Origin of the sequence: Microcoleus sp. B9-D4, from assembly GCF_036705105.1 — a bacterium.
Lineage (GTDB): Bacteria > Cyanobacteriota > Cyanobacteriia > Cyanobacteriales > Microcoleaceae > Microcoleus.
This window is the reverse complement of record NZ_JAUBTS010000064.1, coordinates 1-19,135: the sequence shown is the minus strand read 5'-3', so window position 1 is coordinate 19,135 and position 19,135 is coordinate 1. Positions and strand designations below refer to the sequence as shown.

17 protein-coding genes are annotated in these 19,135 nt (G+C 46.4%); 12 read left to right on the top strand and 5 right to left on the bottom strand.

Annotated features, from left to right (window positions below; translation table 11 throughout):
* Positions 1–3: 3 nt before the first annotated feature.
* Complete coding sequence (locus tag QUB24_RS27370) at positions 4–801, top strand: peptidylprolyl isomerase (RefSeq protein WP_333156748.1); 798 nt, start codon at positions 4–6, stop codon at positions 799–801.
* Between the two features lie 43 nt (positions 802–844).
* Here the strand turns inward: QUB24_RS27370 and recQ are convergent, their stop codons facing one another.
* Complete coding sequence (gene recQ, locus QUB24_RS27365) at positions 845–3,040, bottom strand: DNA helicase RecQ (protein ID WP_333156747.1); 2,196 nt, start codon at positions 3,038–3,040, stop codon at positions 845–847.
* Positions 3,041–3,137: 97 nt separating this feature from the next.
* Between recQ and QUB24_RS27360 the strand changes: the two genes are divergently transcribed.
* The gene (locus tag QUB24_RS27360; protein WP_190738299.1) at positions 3,138–3,422 is read left to right on the top strand and encodes a DUF427 domain-containing protein; all 285 of its coding nucleotides are present in this window, start codon (positions 3,138–3,140) and stop codon (positions 3,420–3,422) included.
* Between the two features lie 332 nt (positions 3,423–3,754).
* Here QUB24_RS27360 and QUB24_RS27355 read toward each other — a convergent pair whose 3' ends face one another.
* A complete protein-coding gene (locus QUB24_RS27355; protein ID WP_333156746.1) occupies positions 3,755–4,417 on the bottom strand; it encodes an L-threonylcarbamoyladenylate synthase in 663 nt (220 codons plus the stop codon).
* Between the two features lie 75 nt (positions 4,418–4,492).
* Between QUB24_RS27355 and larC the strand changes: the two genes are divergently transcribed.
* Both larC and QUB24_RS27345 read left to right on the top strand, forming a co-directional pair.
* Positions 4,493–5,902 carry a nickel pincer cofactor biosynthesis protein LarC gene (gene larC, locus QUB24_RS27350; RefSeq protein WP_333156745.1) on the top strand — a complete coding sequence of 470 codons (1,410 nt, stop codon included), beginning with the start codon at positions 4,493–4,495 and terminating at the stop codon, positions 5,900–5,902.
* 302 nt (positions 5,903–6,204) lie between these two features.
* Positions 6,205–6,768: a Uma2 family endonuclease gene (locus QUB24_RS27345; protein WP_333156744.1), complete on the top strand. Its 564-nt coding sequence runs from the start codon at positions 6,205–6,207 to the stop codon at positions 6,766–6,768.
* A 462-nt stretch (positions 6,769–7,230) separates the two neighbouring features.
* Here the strand turns inward: QUB24_RS27345 and QUB24_RS27340 are convergent, their stop codons facing one another.
* Together QUB24_RS27340 and QUB24_RS27335 are read right to left on the bottom strand one after the other, a co-directional pair.
* Positions 7,231–9,579, bottom strand: coding sequence for a PhoX family phosphatase (locus QUB24_RS27340; RefSeq protein WP_333156743.1), 2,349 nt, complete (start codon positions 9,577–9,579; stop codon positions 7,231–7,233).
* A gap of 192 nt (positions 9,580–9,771) precedes the next feature.
* Entirely contained in the window at positions 9,772–10,275 is a 504-nt protein-coding gene (locus QUB24_RS27335) for a hypothetical protein (protein ID WP_333156742.1), read from the bottom strand.
* Between the two features lie 168 nt (positions 10,276–10,443).
* Here QUB24_RS27335 and folK point away from each other — a divergent pair, with 168 nt between their 5' ends.
* The 5 genes from folK (at position 10,444) to QUB24_RS27310 (ending at position 14,872) form a co-directional block, all read left to right on the top strand.
* Entirely contained in the window at positions 10,444–10,932 is a 489-nt protein-coding gene (gene folK, locus QUB24_RS27330; protein ID WP_333156741.1) for a 2-amino-4-hydroxy-6-hydroxymethyldihydropteridine diphosphokinase, read from the top strand.
* Positions 10,933–11,111: 179 nt separating this feature from the next.
* Positions 11,112–11,660 (top strand): NUDIX hydrolase, encoded by a 549-nt coding sequence (locus QUB24_RS27325; protein WP_333156764.1) that lies wholly within the window; start codon positions 11,112–11,114, stop codon positions 11,658–11,660.
* A 150-nt stretch (positions 11,661–11,810) separates the two neighbouring features.
* Positions 11,811–13,262, top strand: a complete 1,452-nt coding sequence (locus QUB24_RS27320) for an FAD-binding domain-containing protein (RefSeq protein ID WP_333156763.1) — start codon at positions 11,811–11,813, stop codon at positions 13,260–13,262.
* A gap of 220 nt (positions 13,263–13,482) precedes the next feature.
* Complete coding sequence (locus QUB24_RS27315; protein ID WP_333156740.1) at positions 13,483–14,130, top strand: Uma2 family endonuclease; 648 nt, start codon at positions 13,483–13,485, stop codon at positions 14,128–14,130.
* Between the two features lie 94 nt (positions 14,131–14,224).
* A complete protein-coding gene (locus tag QUB24_RS27310) occupies positions 14,225–14,872 on the top strand; it encodes a Uma2 family endonuclease (RefSeq protein ID WP_333106357.1) in 648 nt (215 codons plus the stop codon).
* Positions 14,873–14,974: 102 nt separating this feature from the next.
* Here QUB24_RS27310 and QUB24_RS27305 read toward each other — a convergent pair whose 3' ends face one another.
* Positions 14,975–15,424, bottom strand: coding sequence for a hypothetical protein (locus QUB24_RS27305; protein ID WP_333156739.1), 450 nt, complete (start codon positions 15,422–15,424; stop codon positions 14,975–14,977).
* A gap of 97 nt (positions 15,425–15,521) precedes the next feature.
* On the opposite strand from QUB24_RS27305, the gene QUB24_RS27300 reads away from it, so the two are divergent.
* From QUB24_RS27300 to QUB24_RS27290, 3 genes are all read left to right on the top strand, one after another.
* A complete protein-coding gene (locus QUB24_RS27300; RefSeq protein WP_333156738.1) occupies positions 15,522–15,824 on the top strand; it encodes a hypothetical protein in 303 nt (100 codons plus the stop codon).
* A gap of 499 nt (positions 15,825–16,323) precedes the next feature.
* Complete coding sequence (locus QUB24_RS27295; RefSeq protein ID WP_333156737.1) at positions 16,324–18,456, top strand: pentapeptide repeat-containing protein; 2,133 nt, start codon at positions 16,324–16,326, stop codon at positions 18,454–18,456.
* Between the two features lie 57 nt (positions 18,457–18,513).
* Positions 18,514–18,846, top strand: coding sequence for a DUF2834 domain-containing protein (locus QUB24_RS27290; RefSeq protein ID WP_333156736.1), 333 nt, complete (start codon positions 18,514–18,516; stop codon positions 18,844–18,846).
* Positions 18,847–19,135: the final 289 nt, after the last annotated feature.

Here is a 19,135-nt window from a genome sequence, read left to right as displayed (position 1 = left end):
AAGATGAAGGACTTTTACGGGCCATTGATAGAAGCAAGTGAAATCATCGAACTACTCAGACAACAGCAGCAAATAAAGACATTTAGTCAAAAGGTTTTGCAGAAAAAAGTTATTGAGAAAGCCAGCCGGGAACGGGGGTTAACTGTGACTCCCGAAGAAATTCAAGCAGAGGGCGACCAACTCCGCCGCGAGAAGCGTTTGGAGAAAGCGGCGGATACGATTGCTTGGCTGGTCGATCAGATGATTTCTGTAGAAGATTTAGAAGCCGGAATTTGCGATCGGCTCCTTGCCCAAAAACTAGCCGAACACTTGTTCAGCAAAGAAGTAGAAAAGATTTTTGTTCAAAACAAATTGCAATTCGATCAAATAATTCTTTATCAAATAGTTGTTGCCAGCCCGCAGCTTGCTCAAGAACTATTTTATCAAATTCAAGAAGGAGAAATCAGCTTTTTTGATGCCGCTCACCTTTACGATATTGACGAAAATCGTCGGCATATATGCGGTTGCCAAGGCAAGGTTTATCGGTGGGGTTTAAAACCAGACATAGCCGTCGCCGTATTTAGCGCTAAACCCGGAGAAGTAATTCGTCCAATTGAAACAGAGCTAGGATATCACTTGTTCCTGGTTGAAAAGTTTCTCCCGGCGGAATTAACCCCTGAACGGTATCAAGAAATATTGCACAATCTGTTTAACGAATGGTTGGCTAATGAGGTTAACTATTTATTGTATAATCAATCGGATAATTTACGCAGGACGGGCGGCTCCGAGATCCATCTTACACCAGAAAAGATGCCTATCTAAAACGTAGGGTGCGAATAGCACAGAGAGACCTAATTTGTCGCCATCAAAAACCGACATAATTTTGCCGCCACCAAGCGCGCACAAACTTAATTTCCTCAAACGTATAACGTTCTTCCAGGAAATCATAAATTGCTCTGAGTTTTTCATCCCCCATAACTTCAATTGCGTACACTATGGCCTGCTGGCGTTCCGATTCCACCAACAAATTTATATCAACTTCCCTGCCCATTTCCATCAATTCTATCAGATGCCCAGAAATAGTATTAGGACTCATACCCCGCGCATTGGCGATTCCTTGAACTGTCAAACCTTGTCGGTATAATTCCCAGGTTTGCATCTGCGAATAAGACGCAACGTTGGAAAGATTGGGAAGATTAGCGACCTCAGAAGATGCAGCACCACTTGGCAATCCTTGTTCTTGGCAAAAAGTGCGAATTGCCTCTAAGAAAACCTTACCGTACTTATCTCGCTTGTTGCTACCAACACCGTAAACTTCCTCAAATTCTCTGAGATTTTGCGGGCGTTTTTCTGCCATATCTCGCAAGCTTTTATCCGCAAAAACTACGTAAGGTGGCACAAATTGTTCGTCGGCAATTTGCTTGCGTAGCGTCCGCAGTATGCTAAATAAAGCTTCTACTTCTACTGCCAAAGACCGAACTTTTCCCTGTACTTCCCGCTGCGGTTCAATGGCGATTTCAACTGTGCGCTGACGTTTCATAATTTCCCAACTTTTTTCATTCAGTTTCAAAATGGGAAACCCGTCTGTCCTTTCCTCTAAAAAACCTTGATTTAACAGCGAGCGACTCAACTTTTTCCATTCATCAGCACTTCTATCTTTGCCAATTCCGTAAGTAGAAAGTTGGTGGTGCTGGTATTGCAATACTTTTTGATTTTTTGAACCGCGCAGCACGTCAATAATGTGATTCATGCCGAATTTTTCTTGGCATCTCGCGACGCAAGAAAGAAATTTCATTGCCTCAATCGTCCAATCTTCTACTGGTTTTTTGTTGCAACAGTTATCGCAAGTACCGCAGTTTCCGGGGAATGAATCGCCAAAATAACTTAACTGAATTGTGCGACGGCACTCGGTGGATTCTGCATAGTTGATTACTCGTCGCAACTGTTGGCGGGCAATTCGTTGTTCTTGCGGATCGGGTTTTTGCTCGATGATGTAGTCGATCATTTTGACATCGCCGTAGCCAAAAAATAAGCTGCAATGGGCGGGTTCGTTGTCTCGGCCTGCGCGGCCGGATTCTTGATAGTATCCTTCGAGATTCTTGGGTAAGTCGTAGTGAATTACAAACCTCACGTCGGGTTTGTTAATGCCCATACCGAAGGCTATTGTGGCTACCATTACTTGCACGTCGTCGCGAATGAAGCGGGTTTGATTGGTGGCGCGATCGACATCGTTCATGCCGGCGTGGTATGGTAAGGCTTGGATGCCACTTTGTTGCAATTTATAGGCAACTTCGTCAACTTTTTTGCGGCTGAGGCAATAGATAATTCCCGAACCGCCTTTTTTTTGGATAATTTGCAAAACTTCGGCAAAACTGTGTTTGGTTTTGGGGCGAACTTCGTAGTATAAATTGGGGCGGTTGAAGCTGGCGACGTGGATGTAGGGATTTCGCAGAGTTAGCTGCTGGATGATGTCTTGGCGGACGCGCTCGGTGGCGGTGGCGGTTAGTCCCATAATGGGAATGTCGGGATATCGATCGCGCACTCGCTGCATTTGCCTGTATTCTGGTCGAAAGTCGTGCCCCCATTCCGAAACGCAGTGGGCTTCGTCGATCGCAAATGCCGAAATTCCTAACTTATTTGCTACTATATCTAAAAACGGTAAAAATCTCTCACCCAGCAAGCGTTCGGGTGCAACGTAGAGCAATTTAATCTTACCTTCGAGAATTGCTGTTTCGCGCGATCGGGTTTCCTGACTGCTCAAAGTGCTGTTGAGAAAAGTCGCCCCAATTCCATTATCCTGCAAAGCCTCCACCTGGTCTTGCATCAGAGCAATTAACGGCGAAACAACCACTGTCAATCCCGGTTTCAACAGTGCCGGTAATTGAAAACACAAAGACTTGCCACCGCCCGTCGGCATGACAATCATCATATCCCGTTTTTGTAAAGCAGCTTCGACAATTTCCTGCTGTCCCGGACGGAAAGAGTCATAGCCAAAAAAATGTTTAAGAGCTTGTTCCAGGGACAGTGGCACAGAAGATATTGGCGGATTAGACGCTGACATTAGCAGTAGTTGGTTGTTGGCTTCTCAACTATTCTATGCCTTTTGAGCACAAATACAGTTACAATAATTGAGAATCTCAATTTAAGCAGAAAAACTGATGCCGAAAGCAATTTGGAATGGTGCCGTTTTGGCCGAGAGCGACAAGTGCGAAATTGTAGACAACAACTATTATTTCCCCGCCGATGCCATCAACCGTGAGTATTTCAAGGACAGCAGCACTCACACTACTTGCGGTTGGAAAGGTGTTGCTAGTTACTACAGTGTCGAAGTCGGCGGACAAGTGAATAAAGATGCTGCGTGGTACTATCCTACTCCAAAAGATGCTGCTAAAAATATTGCCGGATATATTGCTTTTTGGAAAGGAGTTAAGGTAGAGGCTTAGGTTTTTTCCGCAGGTTTGTTAGCTGGCGATTCCGACAGGCCGCCAGGGAATTAATTCCCTGGCTCATAGCTGAAGTCGTCTTAAGACGACTGTGAAAATTAGGGAGGAATAACATAAGTGGCGATGAGTTCAAATAGAAATAATATCTAATATCTACTGATAGCGATTGCTCCTCTGATAATTGTCAATTTTTTAAAATATAGGACTGAGCTTAATTAAATTCAATACCATAACCGCTATATTTAACAGTCCTCTTTGAGAGGACTTTCGCTATGAGACGGGGGTTTTGAACCCCCGGCGGACTGTTGGAGAAGCGAAAGCATCCTCAAATTTTAATCTTCCCAAACGGCGACAGCTTCCGCACCCAAACCGCGACGAACAACAATCGGTTCGCTTTGTGTCAAATCGAGAATGGTAGAAACTTGATATCCCGGATCGGAACCGTCATCGACAATGACATCTACTAACTTTGAAAAACAGTCAAAAAGTTCAGCTTTGCCAAAACTTTCTGCTTTTCCTGCTGGCACGGGTGCTGCACCTTCATCATCCGTGGTAATGTTAGCGGATGTTGAAATAATTGGATTTCCCAAGGCTTCCAACAGTGTAAAACAAAGCCGCTGGTCGGGAACGCGAATTCCAGTGGTTTTCCGTTTTGGGTTCATTACCAACCGTGGCACTAACTTGGTAGCTGGCAGCAGAAATGTATAAGGCCCAGGTATTAACCGCTTGATAATTCTGTATGCTTCATCGCTGACTGTAGCATAGTCGGTGATATTTGACAGCGAGGAACACAGGAACGTTAAAGGCTTATCATTGGATAGTTGCTTGATCTGCCTGACTCGTTCTACCGCAGACTTGGAGTTGAGATCGCAGCCGATCGCATAAACTGTATCTGTCGGATAAAGCATCACTGCCCCATCTTTTAGAGATTTGTTAATTTTCTCGATCCGGTCTCTTTGGGGTGCAACTGGATGCACTTCGTAAATAGTTGCCATGTTAAGATATTGCAGGCTAAGTGGGCGATCGAAATATCGAGTGAAACAATCAATGCTAAAAATTAATTGTTAACAATGAATAAAATAGCTTATTTTGACTGTCCAACCGGCATTGCTGGCGATATGTGCATCGGAGCTCTCATCCACGCCGGCGTTCCTTTAGACTACCTAATCGAAAAACTCAATTTGCTCGGCATTTCGACAGAGTACCAGTTGCGGACGGAATTAGTCCACCGGAATACTCAACAAGCAACTAAATTTTATGTAGATTTAGCTGCGGATTTGTCGTTAAAACCTGAAAATCCCGCTACCGAACTCGATCCCTCGGAAACGGAATCCCCGACTTTTGACGCCCGCCACCACCATCATCACGGGGAAGAACATTCTCACAGTCACGGGGAAGCAGATGCCGAAATTAGCCACAGTCATCACCGCAATTTGCCCGAAATTGAGCACATCATCGTCTCTGCAAAATTGCCTCCGCGCGTGGAAGCTTGGAGTTTGGCCGTATTTCGCAAATTAGCAGAGGCAGAAGGTGCCGTACACGGTATCCCCGCAAGCGAGGTTCACTTTCACGAGGTGGGGGCGACGGATGCAATTATTGATATTGTCGGTACTTGTTTGGGTTTGGATTGGTTGGATATTCAGGAGTTTTACTTTTCGGCGATGCCGACTGGTGCAGGTACGGTGAAGGCGGCCCACGGCCGATTAGCGGTGCCGACGCCGGCGGTGATGCGGTTGTGGGAAACGCACCGAGTGCCGGTTTATAGCAATGGGATCGATCGCGAATTGTGCACTCCTACGGGAACTGCGATCGCCTGTACTCTCGCCGCTAGTTTCGGCCCGCCACCGTCGATGCAAATTCAGGCGATCGGTTTGGGTGCAGGTTCTCGAATGCTGGCAATTCCTAATATTTTGCGCCTCTGGATTGGGGAGAAGCAAGAGGGGGAGAGGGGGAGAGGGGGAGAGTGGGAGAGTGGGAGAAAGACGGCTACTAATTCCCAATTCCCCATTCCCGATTCCCAATTACCAATTACCAATTCCATAGAAACTATTGCGGTATTGGAAACGCAAATTGATGATTTGAGTCCGCAGGCGATCGGCTATGTTTTTGATGCTTTGTTTGCCGCCGGAGCTCTGGATGTTTTTACTGCCCCAATTGTGATGAAAAAGTCGCGGCTGGGGGTTTTGTTAACTGCGATTTGTCATCCAGAATTTGAGGAGGCTTGCGAAGCTGTGATCTTTCGCGAGACTACTACTTTGGGAATTAGGCGATCGACTCAACAAAGAACTATTTTACATCGAGAAATCCAGACAGTTAAAACCGAATACGGCGAAGTCAAGATAAAAGTTGCGAAGTCTGGACAAACGATTGTTAATGTACAGCCGGAATACGAAGATTGCGCGGAGATTGCCAGACTTAAAAATATTAGCTGGCGGGAAGTTCACCGCTTGGCGCTGCAAAGTTGGTACGATCGAAGTTAATCAATTACAGTGACTTACATGAGGAATTTAGTCCCTGACGGGCTGACAACCCGTCAGACCCAGGAGGCTTGAGGAATATCTAAATCAGAGGAATCAAAGCCTCTGATATCGGTTTTGAGATGGCGAGATAAATTCAGCTTTTCCGTCAATTCAGACGTAGTTTAGTTTTTGGCTCCTTAAACTAATATTTAAGCACACTAAGTACGGAAACCCCAAGAGTACCCGCCCCCATCACTCGGGGCAACCGCAGCAACCTTTTTCTTCAAGTTATTCTAGAAACATACTTCATTCCCGATCGCATTATGGTTGCCTTACCCGATCGCCCATCGATGAGTGCAGAAGAATACCTGGCTTGGGAACCCACCCAAGAGGAACGCTACGAGTATTGGGATGGCGAAGTCGTCGCCATGAGTGGGGGCACCCGCAATCACAATCGAATTTCAGGAAATTTCTTCAGAATCCTAGATGATGCCCTTGTCGATCGCCCTTGCGAACCTTACATCGCGGATGTCAAAGTCCAAGTGGAACGAGGGCAAAAATATTTTTATCCTGATGTTGTGGTAACTTGCGACGATCGCGATAACGATCCGCAATTAGTGCAATTTCCTTCCTTAATTATCGAAGTTTTATCGCCTTCCACAGAAGCAGCAGATCGCGGCATTAAATTTGCTAAATACCGCCAATTTTCAACACTGCAAGAGTATGTCTTAGTGCAAGTTGAACAGCCAGGAGTAGAGATATTTCGGCGCAATCAACAGGGGCAATGGGTTCTCTTCGAGTATGGTTTAGGCGATTCCTTGCAACTTGAATCGGTGAATCTAGAAATTGCGATCGCCGATTTATATCGCCAAGTACAATTTTCTTAAAAATTTCCCTGTCAAGGGATTTGATATTAAGGAATGAGAATTAAATAACTTCCACAAGTTTGTGGGATGGGCGTCCCGCCCGTCCAAAAAGGACGGGCGGGACGCCCATCCCACCATAACAATTAAAATTGTAAGTTATTTAATTCGCGATCCTAATTATTGTAGCAATTTTTTTTAGTATTTGAACGAACCACGAAGACACGAAGAGCGCGAAGAAAGAACAGTATCTTATTCTTTCTCTTTCTTCGCTTCCGCGTGCCTCGCGGTTCATTTAATCTTACTCCCGATTCGTAAAAAACTCGGTTTCTGGGCCCCGATGCGTAAGTCCAATTTAAACTGAGATGTTGCACCATTCTCAATAAGCTTTTTATGGACAGGCAAGATGCCTGTTCCACAAAGAGTGAATTTTCTTGTGGAACAGGCCGAAAAGCCTGTTCTTGAGAATGGTGCAAGATGTGAGATTTAAACAAACTGACCCGTTGTAGTCGATCGCACCCGACGAATTCCAATCACCGACGGCATCGGCGAACGACGCCGATCATTCTCAATATTACTCGGCCACAAACTGCCGCGAGACACACTCCGAGTCTGATTGAAAACAGCACCGTTCAAATCCAACATTTCAATTTGCCGACTCAGTACAGTACCATCATCGATCGGGCAATCTTCCCCAGGATGCTGCACCGCAAGCAAGAGGGTATCTCCCACAAAAGTCGGCCCCGTCATTTCGCACCGATTCGGCCCGTAAGCAAACGGAATTACTGTTCCTGCATTCGGCCCCGAAGTCGGAATATAAAACAGCCAATTGTTGCCGAAAACTCCAGTAAACTCTGACACATTTCCAGTCTTCTTGTGGTCGATCGTCGTTGGCTTTCCAGCCGCACCGACATCAAAACCGTTGTGCGTGCTCGTAGACATATCAGTCACGCCCCAAACATTGCCTTGAGTGTCAAAAGCCAAATTGTCTACACTAGCAAATCCCGCCCCAGCTACCGAACCCGCTTCTCCGCCTTGAGCCAAACGCTGCCAGCGGAACGTCAAACCTGCACCGTCGGGACTGTCTTCAATTATTTTGTAAAGTCCTCCCGACTGCTGGGTGCTGTTGACGGCGCTACCGTATTTAGCAACAGTAAAAATGCGAGAATCTGGATAGCCGTCGCTTCCGGGTGCTGCGTCCGTATAAGCAATGAAAACTTCCTTAGTAGTAGGATTAACTTCCAAATCTTCCGGGCGCGCCGTCGGAGTGCCACCAATCAAATTAGCAGCTAAGAAAGCATCAACTAACACCGCACCTTGGCTGCTGTAGAAATTAGCCAGAGTTTTATTCTGGTAGCCCGGAATTGCTGTTGCTTCATTGGTTGTATCTACTACAAAAGAACCGCCGTCTTCGGTTTGACCAGCAATTCCGGCGCGTTTGGGCAAGCGAGTATTTGCATCTCTTTGAGCTTTGCCAAAACTTGCTAATTCCGCCTCGCCAACTTTAGAAGGACGCACCGGATTTGTCTGGGCATTTAATGTCAGTGGCAGCCATCTTCCAGTACCGTTGCGGTTGTATTGGGCAACGTACAAAACCCCATCTTCAAACAATCGGCTGTTGTTTTTATCTGCGGGATTGGTGACAGTACCGTTGCTGACAAATTTCCAGGTGTGTCCGCCCCGCCGATCGTCCCCCATGTACCCTATTAACTTGCGACCTGCTTCAGCGCGAATCCCGACGTTTTCGTGGCGGAAACGGCCCAACCATGTGTGCTTCCGGGGGCGGAAACTCGGATCTAGGGGATCGACTTCTACCATCCAGCCGTATTTTTCGCCGACTAAGCCGAATTCCTCACCGATAGTGCCCTTGGCGTAGCCCGTTTGGCCGCCGTTGGGTTTGATGTTTTCCTGAACTCCCACGAAGAATAGTTCGCTACCTTGGAAGTTTTCTTCGGCGGAGAGGATTGTGCCCCACGGGGTTGTGGCGCCGGAACAGTTGTAAGCTGTACCGATGATGCGGTTGCCGAGTCCGTCGGTGTTGACTTGCGCGAAGACTTGGGTAGCGGCCGGGCCCGTGCCGGTGAGGTACTCGTTATCGCCTTGTCTGGTGCCCCAGGAGGTGACATCTTTGTATTTGTCGGTACGCTGGCTGTTGATGCCGAGGCCGGAAAGTCCGTGAATGCGTCGGTTGAGGGGGTCGCCGGCGATCGCCTGAAATCTACCGTTAGACTGTTTGGTGATGCGGACGATCGAACCACCGAGATTGTACAGAAATTCGCCGAGGGTAGCCTGATTCTTGACCGATAAGTCTATACCGAGGACGGCGCGATCGGTTGTGGGAAATGGTGCCAGATCGGACGGCGCTTCCGGCGCCACTTTCGACATCGGGAAACCTACATACTCGTGGTTAACCCAGAGATAACCGTCGTCATTGCTGCCGCGAAGGCCTACAAAGCCGGTGTAGTCGTTGTTGTAGCCGAAATAGTCTGCCGGATTGGGGAAAACTCGATCCCCCCAGCGGACAATCACGTAACGTTCGTATTCCGGCGGCACAACCACATCGTCAACAACGCTGTAACTCGTTAATCTAGTATCCTGCGAGGCAGCCATCACGGTTCCCTGTCCCCCCGGCGCCATCGCCATGAAGCTGGGCAGTTCTCGATAAATTGGCAGCGGGTGGGGAAGTCTTAACGGAGTGAAAGATAGCGAAACTAAAGCTTCTGCCGAGGTGGAATTGATGCCGAATAGTGTTTTAGTTACTTGAGGGGCAAGCACAGTGGTAGCTGCACTGCTGCCGAAGAAAATTAGCAGTTGTCGGCGAGTTATTTTAGACATAAATTCCTGTTCAGCCCAACTTCCCTAATCAGATGATTCCGTATGAAACTCTATCACTATTAAATTAAGGGAAGTTAACCTGAAGGTTAATTAAAATTGGGAGATATTTAGGTTAATAATTGGTTATTTGTTGTTTGCGACCAATGCCCTGTTTGCCCGATGCCCAATGCCCTGTTTGGCCGATGCCCGATTTCAATCATCTCGAAAACCCGGATCATTTTCTCGGAATGTCGATCGACTAGGCGGAGGTACATTCCTCACTTGCGAAGATCCAGAATTTGCGGACGAAATATTGCCGTTTCTGAATCCCAGCAGCAATTGAGCATCGGCAAAATATCTAGTCCATTGTTCGATTCTCGCATCTTGTTGCCAGTCGCGGCGGGATACTCTCGATCGCAAAACAGGAACTCTTTGTCGGCTGCGATCGGCTGTAATGATGACTGTAACTTCTGTTAATGCCGGATTTTCTTGAAACTCGCGGGCGATCGACTCTTTCGCTAAATCTTCCGCCTGCTGCACTAAACTCGCAAAAGATTGACTGCCGTCCGCATCTAGCGTAAGATAGCTTTCCTTAGTTTCTGCTAAAGATACTGATATATTTGCGGTAAAAATGACCGTTGCCAAAATCCCGGCTGAAAATAAGCGTCGGTGCAAACTCATTATTTTTTCAACTAAATGCTGACACTTGTAAATCATAATAAATAAAAATTAACACCTTATTAAGTTCTGATTAAAATAATATTTTGTATAATCAGATTTTGCCGACAATAGGGCTTGTAGGCTAGATAACTAAATCCTTCTTTCTTCTTACTTTTTCCCTCTCGCTTCTTCCTTCTTCCCTCTTCCTTCTTCCTTCTTCCTTCAATGAAACTAACAAAATGTGCGATCGCCCTCGGTAGCAACTTAGGCGACTCCCTCGCCACACTCTCTAGCGCGATCGTAACCCTCAACAACACCCCAGGAATAGCAGTAAAATCCCATTCAAGCTGGTATCAAACCGCCCCCGTTGGGCCGCCGCAACCCGATTACATCAACGCCTGCGCCATCCTAGAAGTGGCACTAGAACCAGAACAATTGCTAGCAGCTTTATTAGAAATTGAAATAAAATTTAATCGAATTCGCAGAGAAAAATGGGGGCCAAGAACCCTAGACCTAGATTTGCTGCTGTACGACAATTTAATCCTAGAAACTCCGACACTGACTCTACCTCATCCCCGGATGACCGAAAGAGCTTTTGTATTAGTACCTTTAGCAGAAATTGCCCCGGATTGGGTGCATCCGGTGACGAAAAGTGCGATCGTCCAACTCCTGCAAACCGCAGACTGTTCGGGAGTGCAAAAATTGCAACTGTAAAAAGTGAGTACAATTCACGGATCGTACCAGTTTTAACAAAAATGCAACCGTAAAAGCTGCAAACTGTGATAGCTATCAGTCATTCCCAATCTAAAATCTAAAATCTAAAATCTAAAATCCTATCAGATCGCCTATGATGTCTTAAATCGGTGCACGCTAACATTATTCGCTTGTCGCTTATGTCGATCGGTCAAGAACTACCCCAACTCCTCAAACAACGCCTATTTTACCAAGGGCGCAAATTCAACTTTGACGTAGCCACCCTCCGTCTTCCCAACGGTTCCGAAGGCGAGTGGGAATGTATTCGCCACCCAGGCGGAGCACTTGCAGTTCCCGTCACACCCGAAGGTAAACTCGTCTTGGTACGCCAATATCGCTTTGCCACAAAAGGGCGAATTTTAGAATTTCCCGCTGGTACGGTAGAAATCAATGAAAATCCCGCCGAAACTATCAAACGCGAAATCGAAGAAGAAACCGGATATCGCGCCGGAAAATGGCGGAAATTAGGGCAATTTTTTCTCGCCCCCGGTTATTCCGACGAAATCATTTATGCTTTCTTAGCCCAAGATTTGGAAAAACTGGAAAAGCCGCCAGCACAAGACGATGACGAAGACATGGAGACAGTTTTATTCACCCCTGAAGAATTAGAAAAAGCTATCTTAGCTGGGGAACCCATTGATGCAAAATCTATTTCTAGCTTTTTCTTAGCCCGTCCATTTTTGACTTAAATAGGAGTGACGGAAAAAACCCGGTTCCAGAGAAAAATCGTGCATCAAACCGAGAAATCTTAACTTAGAAACCGGGTTTTTGAACCCGCTTGTGTCCAGAACTGTAAAATCTAAAATCTAAAATCTAAAATCTAAAATCGAATGTCCGATATATCCAATCTAATTTTATTTTGGCACCGCCGCGACTTGCGTATTTCTGACAACATCGGACTGGCAGCAGCGCGCCAGCAAAGCCCGAAAGTAGTCGGAATTTTTTGTCTCGATCGCAATATCCTAAATCGGGATGACGTAGCGCCAGCTAGAGTCACATACATGATCGGCTGCTTGCAAAAACTCTCCTCGCGTTATAGGGAAGCTGGCAGCCAATTGCTGATAATTCAAGATGACCCGATTCTAGGAATACCGAGATTAGCAACAGCTATAAATGCTCAAGCAGTATTTTGGAACTGGGATGTAGAACCCTACGCAAAACAGCGCGATCAGTCCGTATCAAACGCCCTCCAACAAGCAGGAATTCAAGTTCAAAATTTCTGGGATCAACTCCTGCACGCCCCAGATGAAATTCGCAGCGGTACAGGGACTCCCTACACAGTTTATACACCATTTTGGAAAAAATGGAACAGTAAACCCAAAGCCCAACCAGTAGAGACACTGCCGATAACTTATCTGGAATTAATGACCGGATTAACCGCCGAAGAACAAGCAATCGCCAACCAAGCAGGTGCAATGGAAACAGTGCCAACAGCCTCTAGTTTGGGATTTATTTGGGAAAACCCATTAGTAATAGAACCCGGAGAAGATGCAGCCCAACAAAAATTAGAAGAATTTTGCGATCGGGCAATTTACCAATATCAAGAACAGCGCAATTTCCCCGCCATTAACGGCACATCCCAACTCAGCGCAGCCCTCAAATTTGGTGCAATTGGCATCCGCACTGTTTGGCAAGCTACCCAGATAGTAATGGACACTTGCCGCAGCGAAGAAGCGTCTACAAGCATCCGCACTTGGCAACAGGAAATAGCGTGGCGAGAATTTTACCAACACGCCATGTATAACTTCCCAGAATTAGCAGACGGCCCCTACCGTCAAGCATTCAAAGACTTTCCTTGGGAGAACGATGAAAAGCTGTTTCAAGCTTGGTGTAAAGGCAAAACTGGCTATCCTATTATCGATGCAGCAATGCGGCAGTTAAATCAGACAGCTTGGATGCACAATCGCTGCCGCATGATAGTCGCCAGTTTCCTCACCAAAGATTTAATTATTAACTGGCAGTGGGGTGAAAAATACTTCATGCAAAAATTGATAGATGCCGACCTTTCTGCTAACAACGGCGGCTGGCAGTGGAGCGCATCTAGCGGCATGGACCCGAAACCTTTGCGAATATTCAATCCCGCCAGTCAAGCTCAGAAATTCGACCCGGAAGGGGAATATATTCGGCACTGGGTTCCAGAATTGCGCCGCGTTGATACTAAAGTTTTGCTAACAGGAAATATTTCGCCTTTAGAACGCCGACTTCTTCATTATCCCTCTCCGATCGTAGATCACAACGAGCAGCAGCGCAAATTTAAGGAACTGTACACGCAGCAAAAAAACGCAGATTAGACAGCTCGATTTTTTGCGATAGTTACCAGTCAATTAAGTGCAGGGGGCGCTGTACACCCCTCAACTTAAAAGATTGTATCAGTTATAGCCTTTCTCAGAAAGATAAGGGACTCATGGGCATAGGCCTCCGTGGCCTCCGTGGCCTCCGTGGCCTCCGTGGGCATACCTCACCACGCTTGAGAACCGCTATATAATAAACTTAAATAAATCGGAGGTTGAAATGGTAACGCTGCAATTAAGACAAATCATTGTACCACCTGGACATAGAGTGCTGTTAGATGATGTCAACTGGCAGGAATTTGAAGCAATTTTAGAAGAGTTGGGAGAACACCGTGGCTCTAGAATAGCTTACAGTCAAGGAACTTTGGAGATTAGGATGCCACTACCCGAACATGAGAAAGCTAAAATCATTATTGGCTATTTAGTGAAAATTCTGTTTGAGGAACTAGAAATCGACTTTGAACCCTTTGGTTCGACGACTTTCAAGCGAAAAAGTATGTTACAAGGAATTGAGCCTGATGAATGTTTTTACATTCCCAATTATGCTCTAATGATTGGCAAAAAGCGGATCGACTTAACTGTCGATCCGCAGCCAGACTTAGCAATTGAAGTCGATCTAACTTCCAAAACTCAACTCGATGCTTACGAAGCTTTGGGAGTACCTGAAATCTGGCGCTATGAAAATAACAAGCTTCTGATTAATGTGCTTCAAAATGGGAAATATGTTGAATCGGAAATTAGTCCGACTTTTCCCAATCTGCCAATTATTGAAGCTATTTCTCAATATTGCGAACAAAGCCAAACAGTGGGTACGAGTCAAACTCTCAGATTGTTTCGGAAGTGGGTTAGAGAACAAATCAGGCTTTGATCACTGAAGTCCTCACTACAAAGCTGACTGTTTCCCAATGCCCAATTACCGATACAGACAAGTTATCATAAACTTAAATAAATCGGAGGTTGAAATGGTAACGCTGCAATTAAGACAAATCATTGTACCACCTGGACATAGAGTGCTGTTAGATGATGTCAACTGGCAGGAATTTGAAGCAATTTTAGAAGAGTTGGGAGAACACCGTGGCGCTAGAATAGCTTACAGTCAAGGAACTTTGGAGATTAGGATGCCACTACCAGAACATGAATTCAATAAGGAAATCATTGGCGATATGGTAAAAATATTACTCGAAGAACTTGAAATTGATCGAGAATGTTTTGGTTCGACGACTTTTAAGCGAAAAAGTATGTTACAAGGAATTGAACCTGACAACTGCTTTTACATTCAGAATTATGCTCTAATGATTGGTAAAAAGCGGATAGACTTAACTGTCGATCCGCCGCCTGACTTAGCAATTGAAGTCGATATAACTTCCAAGACTCAACTGGACGCTTACGAAGCTTTGGGAGTACCTGAAATCTGGCGCTATGAAAATAAGAAGCTTCAGATTAATGTGCTTCAAGATGGGAAATATGTTGAAGCAGAAATTAGTCCGACTTTTCCCAATCTACCAATTATTGAAGCTATTTCTCAATATTGCGAACAAAGCCAAACAGTGGGTACGAGTCAAACTCTCAGATTGTTTCGCAAGTGGGTTAAAGACCAAATACAAAATTGATATGAAATCCCTAGTCCACGCACTGGCTGTCAGAAATCCGGCTTATTTACGATCGCCAAAAAGCCATTTTATCACAGCAAGCGTCCTAATTCCGTTGTATTTTTAATTTCGCTTTTGGGAAATAGAGAGAGAGTAAGGGTGTTGACCTTGCGCTCGATCGCCCACAAAAATAACATAAGTCCCCTTGTCCCCATAACCGGAAAATTCTACATTCCCCGCAGCAGCATTCGCCGGCAGCACGCAGAAACGCCCCCTCGGCCCCTGAATCATCAAACTCGGAGCTCCAGCGGTTTGTACTGCAATCCGCCAGTAAGGCAAATCCTGCGTTACTTCGATGACGTGGTTCGGCCCTTGGGACACAAAACCGCAGTCGCCGCTATTGTTCGGGCCGCCGGAAACTCCCGAAACTCCCAGCGGTTCGGGAAATCCCGGAGCAATTTGTAGCGGTTGGCTCCGAAGGGCACCGGCATCCGCTAAAATCATTGCCAAGGCTAGGGTCACGATCGAGCTAAACCACAGTTTGCCGCGATCGCCCGGATAATGGATCTTCATGTTTCCTCACACAATGGCATTTGGTTCTAGTTCTTTGACGGTAGAGGATAATGGCGGTTCCAAACACCTTAATCTAAACTAACTTCCGAATTTTTTTATGAATCCTCAAAATAACTTCAATTGGCAGCAAGCGCTCGGAGAACTAAAAGCTAAAGTAGAACGATCGCCACTCATCACACAAAATCCAGACAGCTATCAAGCCGTCGGAACCTTCTACAATCAATTACTGGACAAGTTTCAAAGACTCCCCAAACCGGGGCAGGTGGCAGCCTTTGCCGTCGGAGCGATAATTGTCCTGACAGTCTTCAATAGCATCGTAAAGCTAATTTCCGCCCTGATGACTCTTGCCGTTCTCGGAGTGCTAATCTACATAGCGTTTGACACTCACCGACCGTCCTAAAGGCGAGGTGATTCTTGGCTCCACGACTGACCTTACTACTCACTATCCTTACGGCAATACTTAAACCTTTCAACCGTGGAATACCACCAATTGACGAGCTTAACTTAGTTAATCCCAGAGGGTCTATCTCCCCAAGCGTACTAGGATATGAACCTAGAGTTCAGGCGTGCCCCGCCTTACTTCAGTAGTCAACAAAGTATTTGGTTCTCTGGTATTGGGATATTATTTTTTTATCCCTAGCTGTTTTAAGAGTTTTCGCCGCTCTTTGCCCCTAAATTTATGCCTGAAAGTGTGTCTCAACTGTTTCACGATGGCAATGGAGTTTCACCCTGACAACTTAATTATAACCTGGTTTGGGGTTGCTTTGCCAAGCGTAAATTCACGCTCATCCAATAGAAAGCCGTCAAGCCAAGGACGGGGTTTTAAACCCAAATTTCTGATAAATTGGCAATATCTCCTGATTCCTCCAACTAACGACAAATAATAGGAATTTCTAAATATGGCTAACCCCACCGCGCCCAGCGGCATCAATCAACCCGATCCGTCTTGGCAAACACAATCCAAGCAAATGCCACTGCTGGTTCGCAGGTGCGGCGCTTGGGCAGTGGAAATTTCGTTACTTGCGGCCAGCGCCCTCGTTCCCTTCAGTATCGGGGCATTAGTCAACAATGAATCTCAAACCGTGCCGCTCAATTCCTCAGTAGCAGCAGCATCCGAAACCGTCGCCCGTACCTTGGGCATACCCGTGCGCGATCGCAGCCCCAGAGTCGCACCCCTAACTAATCTATTCTGGTCAGGGGCCCTGCTGGCACCGGCAGTTTTAGCGGGGTGGCAACTGTTTTTGCTCGCCAGAACCGGTCAAACTATCCCCAAACGCTGGTTCGGCGTCAAAGTTGTCACCGCGTCGGGTACTCCTCCGGGTTTTGGGCAAGTGCTAATTCGCGAAAGTTTGGGGCGCTGGGGAGTGCCTCTGGGCGTCGCTTACGGCATTTGGCGCTTGACGGGAGCGTTTCCTGATTTGCTGATTTTAGGGGGGCTCAGCGGCTTGGCAGTGCTCGCAGACGGGGCTTTTGCATGGCGCTACAAACGGCAAACGGGACACGATCGCCTCGCGAATACTTTGGTCGTCAACGCTCGATCCCATCAACTGTCTGACAATCCTGTCAAGAGTCCAGATTGGACTGAGGAAGACGCGCAGATTGCGGCTTTGGTTGTGACTCCACAAAGCGGCCTGAAAACAAATGCCAGTTTGTGGAATTGGATGCGCCAACACCCAGGCACAACTTTAGTGATAGTTATCATCGGCAGCGCGGGATTGATTTTAACTTTGTTTGTCGGCACTCTCATCTACACTCAAAGTCAAGCAAATATGCGGGATTCCCGGCAGCGGAACGACGAATTATTTGTAGCTTTAGTCAGCAAATTGTCTCCCACATCGGCCTTGGGGGCATCCGGCAGGCGATCGGGCATTTTGGCTTTGGGGGCCGTGGAAGACTCCCGCGCCGTACCTTTGCTAGCGGATTTGCTCGCTCAAGAAGACAACCGCGCCATGCTGGACGCGATCCAGCAAGCTTTAGTCAGTAGTGGCCCGAAAGCTTTGCCTGAGTTGCAGCGGTTGAATCAGGCCCTCAGCAACGACCTCGATTCCCTGCGGTTTGGCGGCAAGGCCCCCGAACGCGAGTTAGCGGCCGCCCGCCAGCGAACAGTACAAAGGGCGATCGGCAAAATTCTCACAGTGTATAGCAGCCAGCTCAACGGCGCGGATCTCAGCCGCACGGATTTAGCTCAAAGTCCTGCCGGCCCATCTCAGTTTACTTTAGTTTTAAACAAAGTTGACTTGTCGGGAATTAAGTTGAGAAATGCCAATTTAACCAATGCCAGCTTGCAGGGAACTCGCTTTTACGGCACCGGCGAAGACAGGCGTCCGGCTACCTTTGACGATTGGATTTCTGACTTGAGCGGCGCTAATTTGGAAGGAGTAAATTTGGTCGGGGCGTCTTTGAACAGTGCTGTAATGAACGGGACTAATTTTGTGCGCGCTGTCATGAACAAAGCTAATTTGTCAAACGGCAATTTGAATTCAGCTAATTTCAGCAGTGCTATTTTAATTGGAGCAAATTTACAGGAAGCAATGTTAAAAAATGCCCGTTTTACCGGAGCCGATATAGGAAGCGCGAATTTGTCGCGAGCGGATTTGTCAGGTGCACGTTTGGGCAAAGTGAAGGCTCAAGGCGCTCAGTTGTCCTTGACAAATTTGTCTAAATCGGAATGGCAAGGTGCTGATTTATCCGGTGCTGATTTGAGCGGCGCAAACTTACAAAATGCCAATTTGACTTCGACTAAACTCGCCAACGTGAATTTAAAAGATGCTCGGTTGCAAGATGCCAATTTTCGGAATGCAGAGGTGAGTTCGGTTGATTTTAGGGGCGCGAATTTAGCGGGAGCGGATTTTAAAGGCGCTGTGTTTCTGGGGAAGGCAGCTTCGGATCAATTTATTCAAAATCCGACTGGTAGTAAATCCGGTAGATTCCTAGGAGTTGATTTTGGGGAGGCTAAGAATTTAGATAAAACTCAAATTGCTTACATTTGTTTGCAGGGGGGGATTCATCCCAAGTGCCCGCAGAAGAAGTAAGGATTGGTTGTTAGCGAGTAGGCTAATACAGTTGCTCAACGAACAGGTAGGGTAATTATGAGCGTTAAGCGAATCATTTATCTCGTCCTAGCAATTCTGGGGCTTGTGCTGCCTTGGTACTATAACTTGCAGTTTTTTAGCAATGCTGGCTTCCTGGACTTTGTAAATGAGAGTTCGGCTAATCTTGCTGCGAAATCGGTAAGTTTAGATTTGTTTATCGCAACTGTAGCAGGAAGCACTTGGATGTACGCTGAGTCAAAACGATTGGATATAAGTTTTGTAGGGCTGTATATACTTCTGGGTGTGCTTGTTTCGTTTTCCTGTGCTTTCCCGCTTTTCTTGTTTGTGCGGGAAACCAAGCTGGAAAAATCAAGTGAAGTCTCAAGTTGAAAAGTTGTGTAACAGATGAGTGTGGCGCAGCATAATAATTCGGTGTAGGCGATCGAGGTATTATATAATTTCCGGTAAAATCACCGTTATAGGTTTGTAGTGACGACGGAAGTGCTCAGAATTTTATGAGGATTAAATTCCTCACTACAAACCAACTTAATGGTTGTCATCCGATGTGGCATAATACTAATAGCAATTTCACTCATTTTTTGCTGGGGGGGTGACAACCCACCCCAAACCCATAGCTAGTAAGGATTGAGGCAACTTGTGGTAAAAAAAGATAGGCAGC